At 40.9% G+C, this 16,208-nt stretch carries 24 protein-coding genes; 20 read left to right on the top strand and 4 right to left on the bottom strand.

Annotated elements, in window-relative coordinates:
- Window positions 1-4: 4 nt before the first annotated feature.
- The 20 genes from rpsN to HMPREF2983_RS00845 all read left to right on the top strand — a co-directional run bounded on the left by rpsN (window position 5) and on the right by HMPREF2983_RS00845 (window position 12,948).
- Window positions 5-307, top strand: a complete 303-nt coding sequence (gene rpsN, locus HMPREF2983_RS00945) for a 30S ribosomal protein S14 (RefSeq protein WP_004371776.1) — start codon at window positions 5-7, stop codon at window positions 305-307.
- 273 nt (window positions 308-580) lie between these two features.
- Window positions 581-976 (top strand): 30S ribosomal protein S8, encoded by a 396-nt coding sequence (gene rpsH, locus HMPREF2983_RS00940; RefSeq protein WP_004371775.1) that lies wholly within the window; start codon window positions 581-583, stop codon window positions 974-976.
- Window positions 977-991: 15 nt separating this feature from the next.
- A complete protein-coding gene (rplF, locus tag HMPREF2983_RS00935; RefSeq protein WP_004376953.1) occupies window positions 992-1,564 on the top strand; it encodes a 50S ribosomal protein L6 in 573 nt (190 codons plus the stop codon).
- Between the two features lie 20 nt (window positions 1,565-1,584).
- Window positions 1,585-1,929: a 50S ribosomal protein L18 gene (gene rplR, locus HMPREF2983_RS00930; RefSeq protein ID WP_004371773.1), complete on the top strand. Its 345-nt coding sequence runs from the start codon at window positions 1,585-1,587 to the stop codon at window positions 1,927-1,929.
- Between the two features lie 6 nt (window positions 1,930-1,935).
- Entirely contained in the window at window positions 1,936-2,448 is a 513-nt protein-coding gene (rpsE, locus tag HMPREF2983_RS00925; RefSeq protein ID WP_004371772.1) for a 30S ribosomal protein S5, read from the top strand.
- 14 nt (window positions 2,449-2,462) lie between these two features.
- Entirely contained in the window at window positions 2,463-2,639 is a 177-nt protein-coding gene (rpmD, locus tag HMPREF2983_RS00920) for a 50S ribosomal protein L30 (RefSeq protein ID WP_004371771.1), read from the top strand.
- 25 nt (window positions 2,640-2,664) lie between these two features.
- The gene (gene rplO / locus HMPREF2983_RS00915) at window positions 2,665-3,111 is read left to right on the top strand and encodes a 50S ribosomal protein L15 (RefSeq protein ID WP_004371770.1); all 447 of its coding nucleotides are present in this window, start codon (window positions 2,665-2,667) and stop codon (window positions 3,109-3,111) included.
- Between the two features lie 4 nt (window positions 3,112-3,115).
- Window positions 3,116-4,453: a preprotein translocase subunit SecY gene (gene secY, locus HMPREF2983_RS00910; protein WP_070665764.1), complete on the top strand. Its 1,338-nt coding sequence runs from the start codon at window positions 3,116-3,118 to the stop codon at window positions 4,451-4,453.
- A 14-nt stretch (window positions 4,454-4,467) separates the two neighbouring features.
- A complete protein-coding gene (gene map / locus HMPREF2983_RS00905) occupies window positions 4,468-5,253 on the top strand; it encodes a type I methionyl aminopeptidase (RefSeq protein ID WP_070665761.1) in 786 nt (261 codons plus the stop codon).
- A 15-nt stretch (window positions 5,254-5,268) separates the two neighbouring features.
- On the top strand, window positions 5,269-5,487 hold the full coding sequence (gene infA, locus HMPREF2983_RS00900; protein WP_004371767.1) for a translation initiation factor IF-1: 219 nt from the start codon (window positions 5,269-5,271) through the stop codon (window positions 5,485-5,487).
- A 21-nt stretch (window positions 5,488-5,508) separates the two neighbouring features.
- Window positions 5,509-5,625 (top strand): 50S ribosomal protein L36, encoded by a 117-nt coding sequence (gene rpmJ / locus HMPREF2983_RS00895; protein WP_004335771.1) that lies wholly within the window; start codon window positions 5,509-5,511, stop codon window positions 5,623-5,625.
- Between the two features lie 108 nt (window positions 5,626-5,733).
- Entirely contained in the window at window positions 5,734-6,114 is a 381-nt protein-coding gene (rpsM, locus tag HMPREF2983_RS00890; RefSeq protein WP_004371766.1) for a 30S ribosomal protein S13, read from the top strand.
- 18 nt (window positions 6,115-6,132) lie between these two features.
- A complete protein-coding gene (gene rpsK, locus HMPREF2983_RS00885) occupies window positions 6,133-6,522 on the top strand; it encodes a 30S ribosomal protein S11 (protein ID WP_004371765.1) in 390 nt (129 codons plus the stop codon).
- A 44-nt stretch (window positions 6,523-6,566) separates the two neighbouring features.
- Window positions 6,567-7,172 carry a 30S ribosomal protein S4 gene (gene rpsD / locus HMPREF2983_RS00880; protein WP_004371764.1) on the top strand — a complete coding sequence of 202 codons (606 nt, stop codon included), beginning with the start codon at window positions 6,567-6,569 and terminating at the stop codon, window positions 7,170-7,172.
- 12 nt (window positions 7,173-7,184) lie between these two features.
- Window positions 7,185-8,177 (top strand): DNA-directed RNA polymerase subunit alpha, encoded by a 993-nt coding sequence (locus HMPREF2983_RS00875; RefSeq protein WP_004371763.1) that lies wholly within the window; start codon window positions 7,185-7,187, stop codon window positions 8,175-8,177.
- Window positions 8,178-8,216: 39 nt separating this feature from the next.
- Complete coding sequence (gene rplQ / locus HMPREF2983_RS00870; protein WP_070665758.1) at window positions 8,217-8,702, top strand: 50S ribosomal protein L17; 486 nt, start codon at window positions 8,217-8,219, stop codon at window positions 8,700-8,702.
- 506 nt (window positions 8,703-9,208) lie between these two features.
- The gene (locus HMPREF2983_RS00865) at window positions 9,209-9,625 is read left to right on the top strand and encodes a tellurite resistance TerB family protein (RefSeq protein WP_141757604.1); all 417 of its coding nucleotides are present in this window, start codon (window positions 9,209-9,211) and stop codon (window positions 9,623-9,625) included.
- A gap of 5 nt (window positions 9,626-9,630) precedes the next feature.
- Window positions 9,631-10,866: a hypothetical protein gene (locus tag HMPREF2983_RS00860; RefSeq protein WP_070665752.1), complete on the top strand. Its 1,236-nt coding sequence runs from the start codon at window positions 9,631-9,633 to the stop codon at window positions 10,864-10,866.
- 12 nt (window positions 10,867-10,878) lie between these two features.
- Window positions 10,879-11,721: a hypothetical protein gene (locus HMPREF2983_RS00855; protein WP_246829307.1), complete on the top strand. Its 843-nt coding sequence runs from the start codon at window positions 10,879-10,881 to the stop codon at window positions 11,719-11,721.
- 387 nt (window positions 11,722-12,108) lie between these two features.
- A complete protein-coding gene (locus tag HMPREF2983_RS00845; protein WP_070665746.1) occupies window positions 12,109-12,948 on the top strand; it encodes a hypothetical protein in 840 nt (279 codons plus the stop codon).
- 288 nt (window positions 12,949-13,236) lie between these two features.
- On the opposite strand, the gene HMPREF2983_RS00840 is transcribed toward HMPREF2983_RS00845, so the two are convergent.
- From HMPREF2983_RS00840 to rpsO, 4 genes are all read right to left on the bottom strand, one after another.
- Window positions 13,237-13,878, bottom strand: a complete 642-nt coding sequence (locus HMPREF2983_RS00840; RefSeq protein WP_004371760.1) for a septal ring lytic transglycosylase RlpA family protein — start codon at window positions 13,876-13,878, stop codon at window positions 13,237-13,239.
- Window positions 13,879-14,196: 318 nt separating this feature from the next.
- Window positions 14,197-14,931 (bottom strand): SDR family NAD(P)-dependent oxidoreductase, encoded by a 735-nt coding sequence (locus HMPREF2983_RS00835; protein WP_070665742.1) that lies wholly within the window; start codon window positions 14,929-14,931, stop codon window positions 14,197-14,199.
- Window positions 14,928-15,200: a hypothetical protein gene (locus tag HMPREF2983_RS00830; protein ID WP_070665738.1), complete on the bottom strand. Its 273-nt coding sequence runs from the start codon at window positions 15,198-15,200 to the stop codon at window positions 14,928-14,930. The genes HMPREF2983_RS00835 and HMPREF2983_RS00830 overlap by 4 nt, the downstream gene beginning before the upstream one ends.
- Before the next feature lie 619 nt (window positions 15,201-15,819).
- The gene (rpsO, locus tag HMPREF2983_RS00825; RefSeq protein ID WP_004371685.1) at window positions 15,820-16,089 is read right to left on the bottom strand and encodes a 30S ribosomal protein S15; all 270 of its coding nucleotides are present in this window, start codon (window positions 16,087-16,089) and stop codon (window positions 15,820-15,822) included.
- Between the last annotated feature and the right edge of the window lie 119 nt (window positions 16,090-16,208).

Here is a 16,208-nt window from a genome sequence, read left to right as displayed (position 1 = left end):
GAATATGGCAAAAGAATCAATGAAAGCCCGCGAAATTAAGCGTGCAAAGCTTGTTGCTCGTTACGCTGAAAAGCGCGCAGCTCTGAAAAAGATCATCGCTACTTCTGAGGATCCTGCTGAAGCTTACGAGGCAGCTCGTAAACTCCAGGCTATTCCAAAGAATGCTAACCCTATCCGTCTCCACAACCGTTGCAAGATTACAGGCCGTCCTAAAGGGTATATCCGCCAGTTCGGTCTCTCTCGTATCCAGTTCCGTGAGATGGCATCAGCAGGTTTGATTCCCGGAGTGAAGAAGGCAAGCTGGTAAAATCGATATTCAAGAAAGTGATTGATGTCTTTTGTGTTGACAGACAGACTGTTGCACAATGCTTTGCAATCTGACGCATATTGCGTGGTGAGATGACTCATATTACACGCTGATCTGATGCAAATCACACCGTAACCTGATGCAGATTGGAAATTCATCTGACAGCAGTTGTCTTGACAGAGAATATCACTCACTTTACTTCAATCGTTTTTCAAACGGATTATTTTTTTAATATTGTCGGGGTAGTCCCGATTAATTAAACATTTATATTTTATGACAGATCCAATAGCAGATTATCTGACAAGACTCAGAAATGCAATCATGGCTCATCACCGTGTAGTTGAAGTTCCTGCGTCTAACTTGAAGAAAGAGATCACTAAGATCCTCTTCGAGAAGGGATACATTCTGAACTACAAGTTCGTTGAAGATGGTCCCCAGGGTTCAATCAAGGTCGCACTGAAGTACAATCCTTCAACAAAGCAGAGTGCTATCAAGAGTTTGAAGCGCGTGTCTACACCAGGTCTCCGAAAGTACACCGGTTACAAGGACATGCCGAGAGTAATTAACGGATTAGGTATCGCAATCTTATCTACATCCCAAGGTGTAATGACAGACAAGGAAGCCACCGCTTTGAAGATTGGTGGTGAGGTTCTTTGCTACATTTATTAATTGGAGGATTTTAATATGTCAAGAATAGGTAAATTGCCAATTAGTATTCCATCAGGAGTTAATGTCAACTTCGATGAAAAGACAAATGTAGTTACAGTCAAAGGCCCAAAGGGTGAACTCTCTCAGTTTGTTGATCCATCCATCAAGATGGAGATTGCAGATGGTCAGATTACTTTCACCGTTGATGAAAACAGTCCTGTAAATGTAAAGCAGAAGCAGGCTTTCCATGGTCTTTATCGTTCATTGGTAAACAACATGGTTGTCGGTGTAAGTGAGGGCTACAAGAAGGTACTCGAACTCGTAGGTGTAGGTTATCGTGTTTCTAACCAAGGTAATCTTATTGAATTCTCACTCGGCTATACTCACCCTATCTTTATGGAACTTCCAAAAGAAGTCAAGGTGGAGTCGAAGTCAGAAAGAAATCAGAACCCAATTCTTACGCTCGAGTCTTGCGACAAGCAGTTGCTTGGTCTCATCTGTGCTAAAATTCGTTCTTTCCGTATGCCTGAACCTTACAAAGGAAAGGGTATCCTGTTCCAGGGTGAGGTTATTCGCAGAAAGTCTGGTAAGACCGCTGCAGCTAAGTAATTTTAATTGATTTTACGATTATGACAACAAAGAAAGTAGAAAGACGAATTAAGATAAAGTTCCGCATTCGCAAGAGTGTAAATGGAACGGCTGAGCGTCCACGTCTTAGTGTTTTCCGCTCTAACAAGCAGATTTATGCTCAGGTAATTAATGATTTGACAGGTAAGACGCTCGCTTCAGCTTCTTCGCTTGGCCTTGAGAAACTGGCTAAGATTGAACAGGCAAAGAAAGTCGGTGCACTTGTTGCTGAAAAGGCAAAGGCCGCTGGCATCGAAGCAGTCGTATTCGACCGTAACGGATATCTCTATCATGGCCGTGTGCAGGCACTTGCCGATGCAGCCAGAGAAGGTGGACTTAAATTCTAAACGATTATGGCAATGAATAAAGTAAAAGTAAATAGTGACGTAGAATTGAAAGATCGTCTGGTTGCTATCAACCGTGTGACCAAGGTTACAAAAGGTGGTCGTACATTCACATTCGCTGCTATCGTCGTTGTAGGTGATGGCAAGGGTGTTATCGGCTGGGGTCTTGGTAAGGCCGGTGAGGTAACAACAGCTATCTCAAAAGGCGTTGAGTCTGCAAAGAAGAACCTCGTTAAGGTGCCTGTATTGAAAGGTACAGTACCTCATGAAGTTGAAGTCTCATTCGGTGGTGCTCAGGTGCTCCTGAAGCCAGCTGCAGCCGGTACTGGTCTGAAGGCTGGTGGTGCTATGCGTGCTGTGCTTGAGAGTGTAGGTGTTACCGACGTGATTGCAAAGTCAAAGGGCTCTTCTAACCCTCATAACCTTGTGAAGGCTACAATCTCTGCACTTACTCAGATGCGTGATGCTTACACGATTGCAGGTGAGCGTGGTATCAGTATGGACAAAGTATTTAACGGTTAATAGGAGAATTAAGAATGGCAACAATTAAAATCAAACAGGTGAAGAGTAAAATCGGTTATCCGGTTGATCAGAAGCGTACGCTTCTTGCCTTGGGACTTCGTAAGATTTCTCAGGTTGTTGAAGTTGAAGATACTCCTAGCGTTCGTGGTATGATCCGTAAGGTTCATCATCTGGTAAACGTAGTTGAATAATTAATCTTTTAATATCGAATCGATTATGAAATTAAATAATTTGAAACCAGCTGCAGGCTCTACCCATTCACGTCGTCGTATCGGTCGTGGTCCAGGTTCTGGACTCGGTGGTACTTCTACCCGTGGTCACAAGGGTGCTAAGGCTCGTTCTGGTTATAAGAAAAAGATTGGTTTTGAAGGTGGTCAGATGCCACTTCAGCGTCGTGTGCCGAAGGCTGGTTTCAAGAATATCAACCATAAGGAATACTTCGTTGTTAACCTTTCAACACTTCAGAAACTTGCAGAGGCAAAGAGCCTTACGAAGATTGGCGTTGCAGAGTTGAAGGATGCAGGTCTTACCAATGGTAAGGAACTTGTTAAGGTTCTCGGCAATGGCAAGTTGAAAGCAAAACTTGATGTTGAAGCAAATGCATTCTCTAAGTCTGCCGAAGAAGCTATCAAGGCAGTAGGTGGTAACGCAACTATAATCTAAGTAAATGAAAAAGTTTATTGAGACACTAAAGAACTGTTGGAAGGTCGAGGACTTGCGTCAGCGATTACTGATAACGATACTCTTTACGGCAATATACCGTTTTGGATCGTTTGTCGTACTTCCTGGTATTAATCCGGCTAAGTTGGAAACGCTTCAGTCGCAGACCGCAGGTGGCTTGATGTCGCTTCTGGACATGTTCTCTGGTGGAGCTTTTTCCAATGCATCTATCTTTGCACTTGGAATTATGCCTTACATCTCAGCTTCTATCGTTATGCAACTCCTCGCTGTTGCTGTGCCTTATTTTCAGAAGATGCAGCGTGAGGGTGAAAGCGGAAGAAAGAAGATAAACTGGTACACCCGTCTGCTTACGATTGCTATCTTAGTCTTTCAGGCACCGGCTTACCTCATGAATCTGAAGACACAGGCTGGTCAGGCTTTGGCCAGCGGTGTCTCTTGGACTGTCTTCATTATTCCTGCAACAATTATCCTCGCAGCGGGTAGTATGTTTATTCTGTGGCTCGGTGAGCGTATTACGGACAAAGGTGTTGGAAATGGTGTCTCTCTGATTATTATGATTGGTATCATTGCACGTCTGCCACAGGCATTCATTCAGGAGGTAACCTCTCGTTTCACAGCTATCTCCGGTGGTGGTATTGTGATGTTCATCGTTGAGATACTCATCCTGTATGCTGTAGTGTGTGCATCAATTCTTTTGGTGCAGGGAACACGTAAGGTGCCTGTTCAGTATGCTAAGCGTATAGTTGGCAACAAGCAGTATGGTGGTGCTCGTCAGTATATCCCATTGAAGTTGTTCGCAGCTAATGTGATGCCTATCATCTTTGCCCAGGCACTGATGTTCATTCCATTGGTAATCGTTCAGTATCAGAGTGAAAATGCATCGTGGGTAGTCCGTTCTTTGATGGACAACCGCAGTGTACTGTATAATGTGATCTATGTCGTTTTGATTATAGCATTCACATACTTCTATACAGCCATCACTCTGAATGCAACTCAGATGGCAGAAGACATGAAACGCAATAACGGTTTCATTCCAGGAGTAAAACCCGGTAAGGATACGGCTGAGTATATCGACACCATTATGTCTCGAATTACTTTCCCAGGTTCTTTGTTTATTGCGTTTATCGCTATAATGCCTGCTCTCGCTGGACTTTTGAATGTGCAGCAGGGCTTTTCACAGTTCTTTGGTGGTACATCGTTGTTGATTCTTGTTGGTGTGGTCATTGATACACTCCAGCAGATAGAGAGTCATTTGATGATGCGTCATTACGATGGACTTCTGAACTCTGGTCATACACGTAACGGTGGTGTCTCAGCCTATTAATCAGAGTCAATCGAATGAAGATATTTCTGAAGACAGAAGATGAAATAAGCTTGATGCGCAAGGCAAACCAACTTGTTGGTGCAACACTTGCAGAGTTAGGCAAACATATACAGCCAGGGGTGACGACCCTTCAACTGGATAAAATTGCAGAGGAGTTTATCAGAGATCATGGCGCAACGCCTACATTCAAGAACTTCCCTAATCCTTTTGGAGGGCCTTTCCCGGCTTCAATCTGTACTTCCGTTAATGACGTTGTCGTTCATGGAATTCCAAGTGACAAGGTTGTACTGAAAGAAGGAGATATTATCTCTATTGATTGTGGCACTCTTCTCGATGGTTATAACGGAGACTCCTGTTATACATTTGCAGTAGGTGAAGTTTCACCCGAGGTCAGGCAATTGCTTGATGTTACAAAAGAGTCCTTGTATAAGGGTATAGAGCAGGCTGTTGCAGGGAAACATGTCGGAGATATAGGTGCTGCTGTTCAAGACTATTGCGAAAGCTTTGGTTACGGTGTCGTCAGAGAATTAACCGGTCATGGCATTGGCAAGAAGATGCATGAAGCACCTCAGATTCCCAATTATGGGGTTCGTGGCAATGGCGTTATGTTGAAAGCTGGTATGTGTATAGCCATTGAACCTATGATTACGATGGGCGAGCGCAATATTTGGTTGTTACCCGATAAATGGAGCATCGTTACTCGTGACCGTAAGCCTGCTGCTCATTTCGAGCATACTATCGCAATTCGAAAGGGAAAGGCAGAGATTTTATCAACGTTTGAAGAAATAGAAAATCATTAAGTAAGAAAATAGTTTATGGCAAAGCAATCCGCCATCGAGCAGGATGGAACAATTGTTGAGAGTCTGTCAAATGCAATGTTCCGTGTAGAACTTGAAAATGGAGTTCAGATTGTTGCTCACATTTCTGGTAAAATGCGTATGCATTACATCAAGATACTACCTGGTGATAAAGTGAAGGTAGAGATGAGTCCCTATGATCTGACTAAAGGCAGAATCGTTTTCAGATACAAATAATTACCTCATATACACATTGATATGAAAACAAGAGCATCATTAAAGAAGCGTACAGCAGACTGCAAGATTGTTCGTCGTAAAGGTCGTCTGTTCGTTATCAACAAGAAGAACCCTAAGTTTAAATTGCGTCAGGGTTAATGTTAAAGTATCGTAAACGTTGAAATAAATCAATATTTATTTTTAACTTTGCACGTTCTTTGACGAGAGACAGATTTTATTTATTAAATTTTTTATTCAAATTAAAAAATGGCAATAAGAATTGTTGGAGTAGATTTGCCCCAGAATAAGCGTGGCGAAATCGCATTGACTTATATCTATGGTATAGGTCGAAGTAGTTCAGCAAAGATATTGGATAAGGCCGGTGTAAACCGTGACCTGAAGGTCAGCGAATGGACTGACGATCAGGCTGCCAAGATCCGTGAAATTATCGGCGCTGAGTTCAAGGTAGAAGGTGATCTTCGTTCTGAGATCCAAATGAACATTAAGCGACTGATGGATATTGGTTGCTATCGTGGCGTTAGACATCGTAATGGTCTTCCTGTTCGCGGTCAGAGCACTAAGAACAATGCTCGTACTCGCAAGGGTAAGAAGAAGACTGTTGCTAACAAGAAGAAAGCTACTAAGTAATTTTAATGGAAATTAATTATGGCAAAGACAAAAGCAACATCTAAGAAGAGAAACGTAAGAGTAGACGCTATTGGTCAGCTTCACGTTCATAGTTCATTCAATAATATCATTGTATCTTTGGCTAACAGTGAAGGTCAGGTTATCTCTTGGTCTTCAGCTGGTAAGATGGGCTTCCGTGGTTCTAAGAAGAACACGCCGTATGCAGCCCAGATGGCTGGTGAAGATTGTGCTAAGATCGCTTTCGAGCTTGGTCTGCGTAAGGTTAAGGCTTACGTGAAGGGGCCTGGTAACGGTCGTGAATCTGCAATCCGTGCCGTAAATGCTGCAGGTATTCAGGTTACTGAAATCATTGACGTTACTCCGTTGCCACACAACGGTTGTCGTCCTCCTAAGCGTCGTAAGGTTTAATCCAACTATACAATCATATTTTAATTTAGCACATATTTTATATTATGGCAAGATATATAGGTCCGAAATCTAAAATTGCACGCCGATTTGGAGAACCCATCTTCGGTGCTGACAAAGTTTTGTCCAAGAGAAACTTCCCTCCTGGACAGCATGGCAACAACCGTCGCAGAAAGATGTCTGAGTACGGTGTCATGTTGGCAGAGAAGCAGAAAGCTAAGTACACTTATGGTGTGCTCGAGCGTCAGTTCCGTAATATGTTTGAGAAGGCAGCAAAGGCTGATGGTATTACCGGTGAGGTTCTCCTTCAGAATCTCGAATGTCGTCTTGACAACGTAGTATTCCGTCTTGGTATTGCTCCTACTCGTGCTGCTGCACGTCAGCTTGTAGGTCACAAGCACATCACTGTTGACGGTAAAGTAGTAAACATCCCATCTTTTGCTGTTAAGCCTGGTATGGTGATTGCTGTTCGTGAGAAGTCTAAGTCTCTCGAGGTGATTGAGGCTGCACTTGCAGGTTTCAACCACAGCAAGTATCCTTGGATTGAATGGGACGACAATTCTAAGTGCGGTAAGTTCTTGCACAAGCCAGAGCGTGCTGACATCCCAGAGAATATTAAGGAACAGTTAATCGTTGAGTTGTACTCTAAATAAATCATTGAATTAATGGCGATATTAGCATTTCAAAAACCTGATAAAGTTGTAATGTTGGAGGCCAGTGAGAAGTTCGGCAAGTTCGAATTCCGTCCACTTGAGCCAGGCTTTGGTGTTACCATTGGTAATGCTTTGCGACGCATTCTTCTTTCATCATTGGAGGGGTATGCTATCAACACCATCCGTATTGCCGGTGTTGAGCATGAATTCTCTTCAGTTCCTGGTGTAAAGGAAGATGTAACCAATATTATCTTGAATTTGAAACAAGTAAGATTCAAGCAAGTAGTAGAAGAATTCGAGAACGAGAAAGTTAGTATCACTGTAGAGAATTCAACAGAATTCAAAGCAGGTGATATTGGTAAATATCTGACTGGATTTGAAGTGTTAAACCCTGATTTGGTGATTTGTCATTTAGATGCCAAAGCTTCAATGCAGATAGATCTCACTATCAACAAAGGTCGTGGCTATGTTCCGGCTGATGAAAACCGTGAGTTCTGCACTGATGTCAACGTTATTCCAATCGATTCTATCTACACCCCTATCCGTAATGTGAAATATTCAGTTGAGCCATATCGTGTCGAGCAGAAAACCGACTATGACAAATTGGTTATTGAAGTTTCAACGGATGGTTCCATTCACCCGAAGGATGCACTGAAGGAAGCAGCAAAGATACTCATCTATCATTTCATGCTCTTCTCTGATGAGAAGATTACTCTTGAGTCACCAGACCAGGACGGCAACCAGGAATTTGATGAGGAAGTACTCCACATGCGTCAATTGCTCAAGACTAAGTTGGTCGACATGAATCTCAGTGTTCGTGCACTCAACTGTCTGAAAGCTGCTGATGTTGAGACTCTTGGTGATCTCGTTCAGTACAACAAGACTGACCTCTTGAAGTTCCGCAACTTCGGTAAGAAATCGCTTTCTGAGCTTGATGATTTGCTCGAAAGTCTGAATCTGTCGTTTGGAACCGACATTTCAAAGTATAAATTGGATAGAGAGTAAATAACTTACTCCTTTCCGCTTAAATGTAAAGAATAAAAAATGAGACATAATAAGAAATTCAACCATCTGGGGCGTACTGCATCTCATCGTGACGCTATGCTTGCTAACATGGCAGTGTCATTGATCATGCACAAAAGAATCACTACGACCCTTGCAAAGGCAAAAGCCTTGAAGAAGTATGTAGAACCTTTGATTACTCGGTCTAAAGAAGATACCACAAACTCACGTCGTGTAGTTTTCCGTTATCTTCAGAAGAAAGAGGCTATCAAGGAACTCTTCAGCACGGTTGCTGCTAAGGTGGCTGATCGTCCAGGTGGTTACACTCGTGTAATCAAATTGGGTACCCGTCAGGGTGATGCTGCTGAAATTGCTTTCATCGAGCTTGTTGACTTCGATGATAATATGGCAAAAGCTCCTAAGGCTGCCAAGAAGACTCGTCGTAGCCGTAAAGCTACTAAGGCTGAAGCTCCTGCTGAGACTCCGGCTACAGAGGCTCCTGCAACTGAGGAAGCTAAAGCAGAGTAATCTCACGATTAAAATTCAAATCTATAAAGAAAGCGCAGTGATTGATTTCACTGCGCTTTCTTTGTTTTTATTATATGTAGTAAATTAATCAAAATCGAAAATAAGTGACTTCGTATTCTATATATCTGACAGTTATATATTATAAAAGATATCTTGTATTATAAAATTTAGTGGAAATAATACATAATAATAAGTTTTTTTTCTATCTTTGTAGTCAGACTTTTAGTATGCCTGTGTGCAGGCATGCGTTATAAGGAGTTTAACTTTTAAAAAGAGCGTTTGATATATTGTCCTTTCTCGAGATCTGGAAAATTTCAACTGCTAAGGACAGTAGGCAATACGCTCGCGCATAGGATTATTGTACCCTTATCAGAGGGATGATATACCTCAATGCGTGGGCTATTGTTTATAGTTTAGCAGTGGGTATTTCCAGAACCTCGAGAAGACTATATTCAATAGTTCCCACGCTTCTTCATTTTAATTTTCTGCTTACTTCTGGGAAACAGTTGGCAATTAAAAAAATAAACCTTATGGAAGTAAGTAGGCAAATGCAATTCCTTGAATTATACCGCATGGTTATGGCCGATGGTATAGCACATCCAAAAGAAATGGAAACACTCTATCGTATAGGAATAGAGAAGTATGGACTTACCAATGAGCTGATAGGGAAGATTATATCTTCTGGAGGAACATCTACTATTGTTCCCAAGCTACCTGAAGAGCGAATACAAATTCTCTATGAAATGGCATTAATCGCATGGTCAGACGGAACAATAGAAGATTCTGAGCAAAATCTATTGAGGCGATATGCATTGAAGTATGGCATTAAAGAGGAACAGGTTGATAATCTTATAGAGTTCCTTCTTGCAAAAGCACAGGAAAATGTCAATGAAGATGAAGTTATAAAATCTTTGGAAAGATAAGGAATATGGAAAGCATAAAAATGAAAATTAACGATCTTTTTAATCATGCCGTTGCTACTTCGACTCAACAGGATGAAGTCGGTATCACGCAAAACCCAAACAACAAACAAGAAGGAGAAACTTATCATCATTGGGGCTTAAGAGTCTGCGCTATAGCTAATGGCAGTAATTTTACTTTAGTACCTTATTTGCACAATGTTTATAATTATATTCACCATGAACAAGTACAAAATGAATATTTACAAGAACAGCAACACAAAAATTTAGAATGTCAGATAGAACAGAAAAGAAATGAGATAGAATGTCTTAATAAGAAGTTGATCGTTTGTAAACAGGGACAATCTGATTATAAAGAAAGCATCAATGAACTAAAAGAAGAAAAGATTAATTTGCGTAATAAGGCTTATGAAGTAAACAAAGGTGCTAAGATGAAATTAATATTGGGTCTTATTATATTAATTCCTCTCACAATGTACTTATTCTTATTTTATAGTTCTACCTTTTATTCTGCTTTCTTTAAGGATTTCAGTGAAGGAGCGAATCTAATGAACTCAATGTTTGATGCGAATGCTCTGAGTAAAGCTTTGGAAACGAGTGTAACAGAACTATGTTTCGTCTTATCTGCACCCGTCATTTTTATGGGATTAGGTTTCAGCCTGCACTTTTTTACCGTCCAGCAAACATGGACGAAATATATAAAAATGGGAGCTATTCTTTGTATTACTTTTGTGTTTGATGCGATATTGGCATATATGATAGGCAAGCATCTCCATGATATGGAGGTTATAATAGGAACTGCCGGATTGAACAGCATTTATGGTCTGAGCGAAGCTGTAGGAGATATTAACACGTGGGCTGTTATTTTTTGTGGTTTTATTGTCTATATTATCTGGGGTATTGTTTTCGATATGTCTATGAGTGCTTATGATCAATTAGACCTCAACAAAATTAATATTAAGGATATTAATAAAAGAATCAAAGGAATCGAACAGCAAATACATGAAGAGAAGGCAAAAGAGCAATCCATTAATAACGAAATAAGTTTGCTTAATAATGCAATCAGCAGTTTAACCTCTCAGATAAGCAATAAGGTTATAATAGACAAGGCTGCAATACGTACGGAAATGACAAACTTCTTTGCAGGCTGGATTGCTCAAATGAGTATACTTGGAAAAACAAATATAGACCAGTCGTCTGCTAATGAAACTTTTAACGAGACTTTAAATTCATTATCTATCTAAAATTAATAACTTATGCAAAAGGTACTGTCAAAAAACTTAAGTTTTATTATTTTACATTGTGTTTTACTTGTAGCTTCTGTAAGTTGCAATAGCCCGCAGAAAAGTAAACAAAAAGTAGTGGAGAAACCTTTAAATATATCTGTATTCTTAGATTTGTCAGATCGTCTGACGAGAAAAATAGAACCGTCACAGATGAGTCGTGATACTGCTATTATCGGTTATATCGTAGATTATTTCAAGGCTCACACTTTAGGTCCTCAAATCTTACAAAGTAAAAATAGTATAAAGATATTTTTTTATCCGGCTCCACATAGTTCAGATATAGCCACACTTGCAAATGAATTAAGTGTGAATATGGAGCAATATAACGGGAAAGATAAACGAATTACACTTGAAAATATGAAAGCTAAGTTCCAAGGTAACTTAACTCAAATCTATAATAAGACTATATCTGAAGAAAATTGGATAGGTTGTGATATTTGGGATTTCTTTAATAGTCGGAAAGTGGATTCTCAGTGTATCAAGAAAGATGCAAGAAATATCTTGATTATTCTTACTGATGGGTATCTATTTGATCAAAACAACAAAATAAAAGAAGGGAATTCCTATTCATATATTCTTCCACAAACATTAGAACAAAAGGATGCTTCGCTTATCGTAAGGAGGAAAGGGTTGAATGACTTAGAAGTTAGAATTCTTGAAGTAAATCCCTATACTAAAGAGCAAGGATATAAGATGATTCCTATATTAGAGAAATGGTTGAAAGAAATGGGAATAAGCGAAGGTAATTTAACCGTTGCAGAAACAGACTTACCGACCAATACATATACTGTCATTAAAAGTTTCCTCGAATGATAAGAAGCATATCATGTTTCCTTCTCCTTATATAGTGAAAGTTGACATGTCATTATATAGCATATGAGGCTGTCATTCATAATTAATGAACTTGTATTTAAGGACTTCATGACAATACGTATGAAACATTAGAGAATATTCTACTGATGTGGATATGCTGTTAAAATTGCAATACAAAAAGAAAGTGCTGAGTGAGTATTCGTTTGGGGCTTTCTTTTTGAAGCTCTTTGTTCAGATAGTTTCCTTTATTATAAAGGTTATGTCATGTGAATATTCAGTTTGCTTTATTATCCTTTTTAGGGAAAATCCCACGCCTTTTAGGGAAAATATCCTTGCGTTTGAGGTTTTTATTTTTATCTTTGCATTATAACAAGTAACAATTTGGATATGAAAAAGTTGGTGGTATATGCAGCATGTGCAACCTTATTGTTCAGTAGTTGTGGCACTTATACTGGTTCTGGTGCCTACATGGGTTCTTCCTTGGGCTCTATTTTGGGTAGTGCTATCGGGGGAATTGCCGATGGACCACGTGGTTCTGATTTTGGAACGATTATCGGAATGGCAGGTGGTGCGGCTATAGGTGCTGCGATAGGGCAGGCTGCTGATCAGCGCCGTGCAGCCGAGAAAGAGGAGTACCAGTATGACCGCGCAAAGCGAAACTATGAGCGTAAGATGCGTGAACGCCAGCAGAATAGTGATGTCAGCAGCTATCAGGAAGCACCGTCTACCGATAGTGGCTATGACGAAACCAACTCCGGAGATGACCGCATCTATGACTTTAATGGTAAGGATTACCAGACTGATGCGTCAACAAGTGCGTCAACGACAAAGATGCCGACGGCAAGTAGTGTGGAGAATATAGCCGAGGGATTAGTGTATACACCAAATATTGAAATCCGTAATGCTCGTTTTCTCGATGAAAGTGGTAATGGAATCATTGAGCGAGGTGAACTTTCCAAGGTGATTTTTGAAGTCATGAACCGTGGTGGCCGGCCACTCTATGATGTTCAACCTGTCGTGCTTGTGGCAAATGGAAATCGTCATCTCTTTGTTTCTCCAAGCATCCATATTGAGAAAATAGAACCAGGGAAAGGTATTCGCTACACTGCACTTGTCAAGGCAGACAGGCGCCTGAAAGATGGAAATGCTAAGATTTGTGTTTCTGTGCTCCAAGGAAACAAGGCCATATCAAAGGTTACAGAGTTTAATATTCCAACGAAGAAGTAGAATGAATACCCACCCCAACCCTCCCGAAGGGAGGGAGCTTTGCCCTGCAATAAGCTTTATGAAGGGTTATGATTGAACCCTTGTTGGAATTGAATTTAATGTAGTTTTGCCTTACAATAGGCTTTATGAAGAGGCTTTTCTAAACTGTTTTGATGCATGACTTCATAAAATACAGGCGCTGTAATATCTGTTGAACTTTATCAATAAGTCTACAAAAAGTCTGCTCTACGATAGCCTGCACGTTTGAACACCCTCCCTTCGGGAGGGTTGGGGTGGGTTCTTTATCTTTCAGAACAGCCCTTTCAATCTTTCAAAAACATTGTTCCACCTGTTTTCTTTCTCTTTTTTTGCAGGCGAAGTCTTATTGTCCTTTTGCATGTCTTCAGTCTGTTTGTTAGGCTTTTTCGCTTGTTGTCGTTTGCGTGTCGTAGCGATATTCTTTGCATTATGCATCATTTTCTTGTCAACAACGCCGTCTCTGTTCTTCCAATCATCAATGATATTGTAGTGGTTCGCAACCACTTCAAAGTCAATCTGGGGCAACCTGATGCTGTCTTCCTCAAGATAAGGAACTCCTTTGCCTACTTTCTCCACAACAACTGTAGCCACTCCGCAAGCCAATATGCCAAGTTCTTTGGCTGCACCATACGATAGATCAATGATGCGTCCGCGACCGAAAGGCCCGCGATCAGTTACCTTTACGACCACACTATTCCCGTTGTTAGGATTTGTTACCTTTAATAATGTGCCGAAAGGATAGGTGCGATGTGCACAAGTCATACTGTCATGATGTAATCGTTCACCGCTGGCTGTTCTTGCTCCGGTGGCCTTTTTCGAGTAATAGGAAGCCTTTCCTTTCTGCTGCTGCGCAATTAAAGGCAGTGCCAGTAGGATTATTAGGATTGATAATAAAATTCTTTTGTGATCCACAAATCGGTTCTTTTGGTTAGTAATCAGTCATGTCATCTTGGTAAATCAGATGCCTTTTTAAGTCCAATACCCACGTAATCAATCGATTGCTATAAACAGGTAGGCGCTACAAATATATAAAAAAATAACTTATCCTCCAAATTTATGCCACCTGCCAGCCTATATTTCACCTCTTTAATGGCAGGCAGATATCCGCGAAAAACGGTGAATATATGAGATAAAAGAATATTGAAAATATAACTAAAGAGATGTTTTTCAATATTCCTTTATGCCTCTTTGCCGTGCAAGATGCAGCTTGTTGCAAGGCTATTCTTGCTATTATGCGTCTTTAACCAACTTCATTCTTCTCCAAACCCAATTGGGAATATGCTGCCAAAGCGTGGTTAAAACGTGCCAACGACAGTCTATAATACAGATGTGGCGCCTTTTGTCAATGGCTTTCATGATGCTTTTAGCTACCTTTTCTGCATTCATCAGCATTGGAAAATGGCTGGAACCAGTCAGCAAGGGTGTATCAACGAACCCCGGACGGATGTCTGTAAAGCAGATGTTCAGCTTCTTATTGGTTGCCAACTGCTCCAAAGCTTGTAGATAAGTGTTCTGCATGGCCTTTGTTGCACTGTAAGCTGGTGCAGGCCCAAGCCCCTTAGTGCCGGCTATCGACGTGATACAAGCAATGTGTCCTCCGCCATTTCCTGCGAAATACCGATAGGCAGCGCCCACCATTCTCGTAAATCCCATGGCATTGGTCTGCATGGTCGTCAGTTCTTTGTCGGCCTGCAGCATGGGATTTTTCCAGCCTATTCCCGCTGCATGGAAATAGAGATCGAGCCCTCCCATGCAGTCTATGAGCTGACAGAGTGCCTCTTCTGCATGAGCATCGGTTACGTCAATCCGTGCCGTGAAAACACGTTCGGGCGCACAAGCATGCAGTTCTTCCAACTTGTCTACACGTCGTGCTGCCACGCCAACTGTCCACCCTCGCTCTATCATGAGCCTTGCCACCTCATGTCCGATGCCGCTGCTGGCACCCATAACAATTGCTTTTTTCATTGTCGGTTGATGATTACGCCATCGCCATATATGACCGTATAATTCGGGCCTTTCTCTATTTTCAGGTTTACAAAGGCATTGCAACCAGCTTCATATGCCTTTTTCAATACTTTGTCAAGGCATGAATCTAAGTCATATGTAATGCCGTATTGATAGCAAAGACCACGTTGCTCAACAATCTCATAGCCTTTAATACTTGGTAAAGTTGTCACAAACTGGCGTTCAATGGTGAAGTCGGTTTTCTTGTTTTTATTGCTGAATAATCCCATATTCTTTAGGTTCTGTTTGTGGCAAAGATAAGGAAAAATTGGAAATAAACTCCTGTTATAAGTGGAAAATTGCTTTATATTTCGTTATGGAGAGTTTCATGTTGTATGGATTTTAAGTTTTACCAATACGATTGTTCGCAACATGCTCTCCATGAATATTGTTGATTTTCTTTCCCTGTTTTTAACATCTCAAGAGCACACCAAATAGAAAAAAACAGGCGGGAAAACGGGAATAATTTCACAACTTCAAGCACCTTAGTTTGTGATTCCATTCATGATACAGCGTGATTTGCATCAGATGACTGTGTGTTCTGACGCAAATTACGACGCGTTCTGCGTCAAATTGCAGCGTATAATGCATGGAATTGCCGGATGGAAAGATTAAAAACAGAACATCAAAGCCCAGGAATGGCTTCGCATAAGCACAGAACAGAGATTTCCATCTCTATTTGGTCAAGTCTTGAAGTGTTAAATTTAGGATAAGAGATTTAACGGAAACAGTTAAGAAAGACATGCTTTTCATTTGCTTGGCAAGGTTTAGTGACGTCATCATAAGACAAGAAATCCCGCAGTTCTTGCGAACAACGGGACTTCTTATTCTTTCTTCTTATCGGCCAATTTACTTGCGGAGACCAAGTGCCTTGATGATAGCACGGTAGCGATTGACGTCACGATCGTAAAGGTATTTGAGCAATGCACGACGCTTACCAACGAGTTGTGTCAGCGCACGAGTAGTGACATTGTCCTTGTGATTAGCCTTAACATGCTCTGTCAAGTGCTTAATACGGTAAGTGAACAGGGCAATCTGGCTCTCTGCTGAACCTGTGTCAGTTGCTGACTTACCATACTGGCCGAAGATTTCTTCCTTCTTTGCTTTGTCTAAATACATAGCTTGAAATAATTGATTAAATGAAGTTGCATCATTACATCCTTCAAATGTCGGGCTGCCTTAATCACAACAGCTACACTTTCGAATGCATCAGACTTTCTGAAAATGCGGTGCAAAGG

The sequence above is a fragment of the Prevotella sp. HMSC077E09 genome (genome assembly GCF_001814685.1).
Lineage (GTDB): Bacteria > Bacteroidota > Bacteroidia > Bacteroidales > Bacteroidaceae > Prevotella > Prevotella oris.
Note: the sequence above shows the minus strand (reverse complement) of the source record. Positions and strands in the feature narration are given on the sequence as shown.

Coding starts and splice junctions, on each gene's coding strand:
- rpsH (WP_004371775.1), top strand. CDS start 581: ATGACAGATCCAATAGCAGATTATCTGACAAGACTCAGAAATGCAATC.
- HMPREF2983_RS00845 (WP_070665746.1), top strand. CDS start 12,109: ATGAAAAAGTTGGTGGTATATGCAGCATGTGCAACCTTATTGTTCAGT.
- rplQ (WP_070665758.1), top strand. CDS start 8,217: ATGAGACATAATAAGAAATTCAACCATCTGGGGCGTACTGCATCTCAT.
- rpmJ (WP_004335771.1), top strand. CDS start 5,509: ATGAAAACAAGAGCATCATTAAAGAAGCGTACAGCAGACTGCAAGATT.
- rpmD (WP_004371771.1), top strand. CDS start 2,463: ATGGCAACAATTAAAATCAAACAGGTGAAGAGTAAAATCGGTTATCCG.
- rplF (WP_004376953.1), top strand. CDS start 992: ATGTCAAGAATAGGTAAATTGCCAATTAGTATTCCATCAGGAGTTAAT.
- HMPREF2983_RS00835 (WP_070665742.1), bottom strand. CDS start 14,931: ATGAAAAAAGCAATTGTTATGGGTGCCAGCAGCGGCATCGGACATGAG.
- map (WP_070665761.1), top strand. CDS start 4,468: ATGAAGATATTTCTGAAGACAGAAGATGAAATAAGCTTGATGCGCAAG.
- rpsO (WP_004371685.1), bottom strand. CDS start 16,089: ATGTATTTAGACAAAGCAAAGAAGGAAGAAATCTTCGGCCAGTATGGT.
- secY (WP_070665764.1), top strand. CDS start 3,116: ATGAAAAAGTTTATTGAGACACTAAAGAACTGTTGGAAGGTCGAGGAC.
- rplR (WP_004371773.1), top strand. CDS start 1,585: ATGACAACAAAGAAAGTAGAAAGACGAATTAAGATAAAGTTCCGCATT.
- HMPREF2983_RS00855 (WP_246829307.1), top strand. CDS start 10,879: ATGCAAAAGGTACTGTCAAAAAACTTAAGTTTTATTATTTTACATTGT.
- HMPREF2983_RS00860 (WP_070665752.1), top strand. CDS start 9,631: ATGGAAAGCATAAAAATGAAAATTAACGATCTTTTTAATCATGCCGTT.
- HMPREF2983_RS00875 (WP_004371763.1), top strand. CDS start 7,185: ATGGCGATATTAGCATTTCAAAAACCTGATAAAGTTGTAATGTTGGAG.
- infA (WP_004371767.1), top strand. CDS start 5,269: ATGGCAAAGCAATCCGCCATCGAGCAGGATGGAACAATTGTTGAGAGT.
- HMPREF2983_RS00830 (WP_070665738.1), bottom strand. CDS start 15,200: ATGGGATTATTCAGCAATAAAAACAAGAAAACCGACTTCACCATTGAA.
- rpsE (WP_004371772.1), top strand. CDS start 1,936: ATGGCAATGAATAAAGTAAAAGTAAATAGTGACGTAGAATTGAAAGAT.
- rplO (WP_004371770.1), top strand. CDS start 2,665: ATGAAATTAAATAATTTGAAACCAGCTGCAGGCTCTACCCATTCACGT.
- rpsM (WP_004371766.1), top strand. CDS start 5,734: ATGGCAATAAGAATTGTTGGAGTAGATTTGCCCCAGAATAAGCGTGGC.
- rpsK (WP_004371765.1), top strand. CDS start 6,133: ATGGCAAAGACAAAAGCAACATCTAAGAAGAGAAACGTAAGAGTAGAC.
- rpsN (WP_004371776.1), top strand. CDS start 5: ATGGCAAAAGAATCAATGAAAGCCCGCGAAATTAAGCGTGCAAAGCTT.
- rpsD (WP_004371764.1), top strand. CDS start 6,567: ATGGCAAGATATATAGGTCCGAAATCTAAAATTGCACGCCGATTTGGA.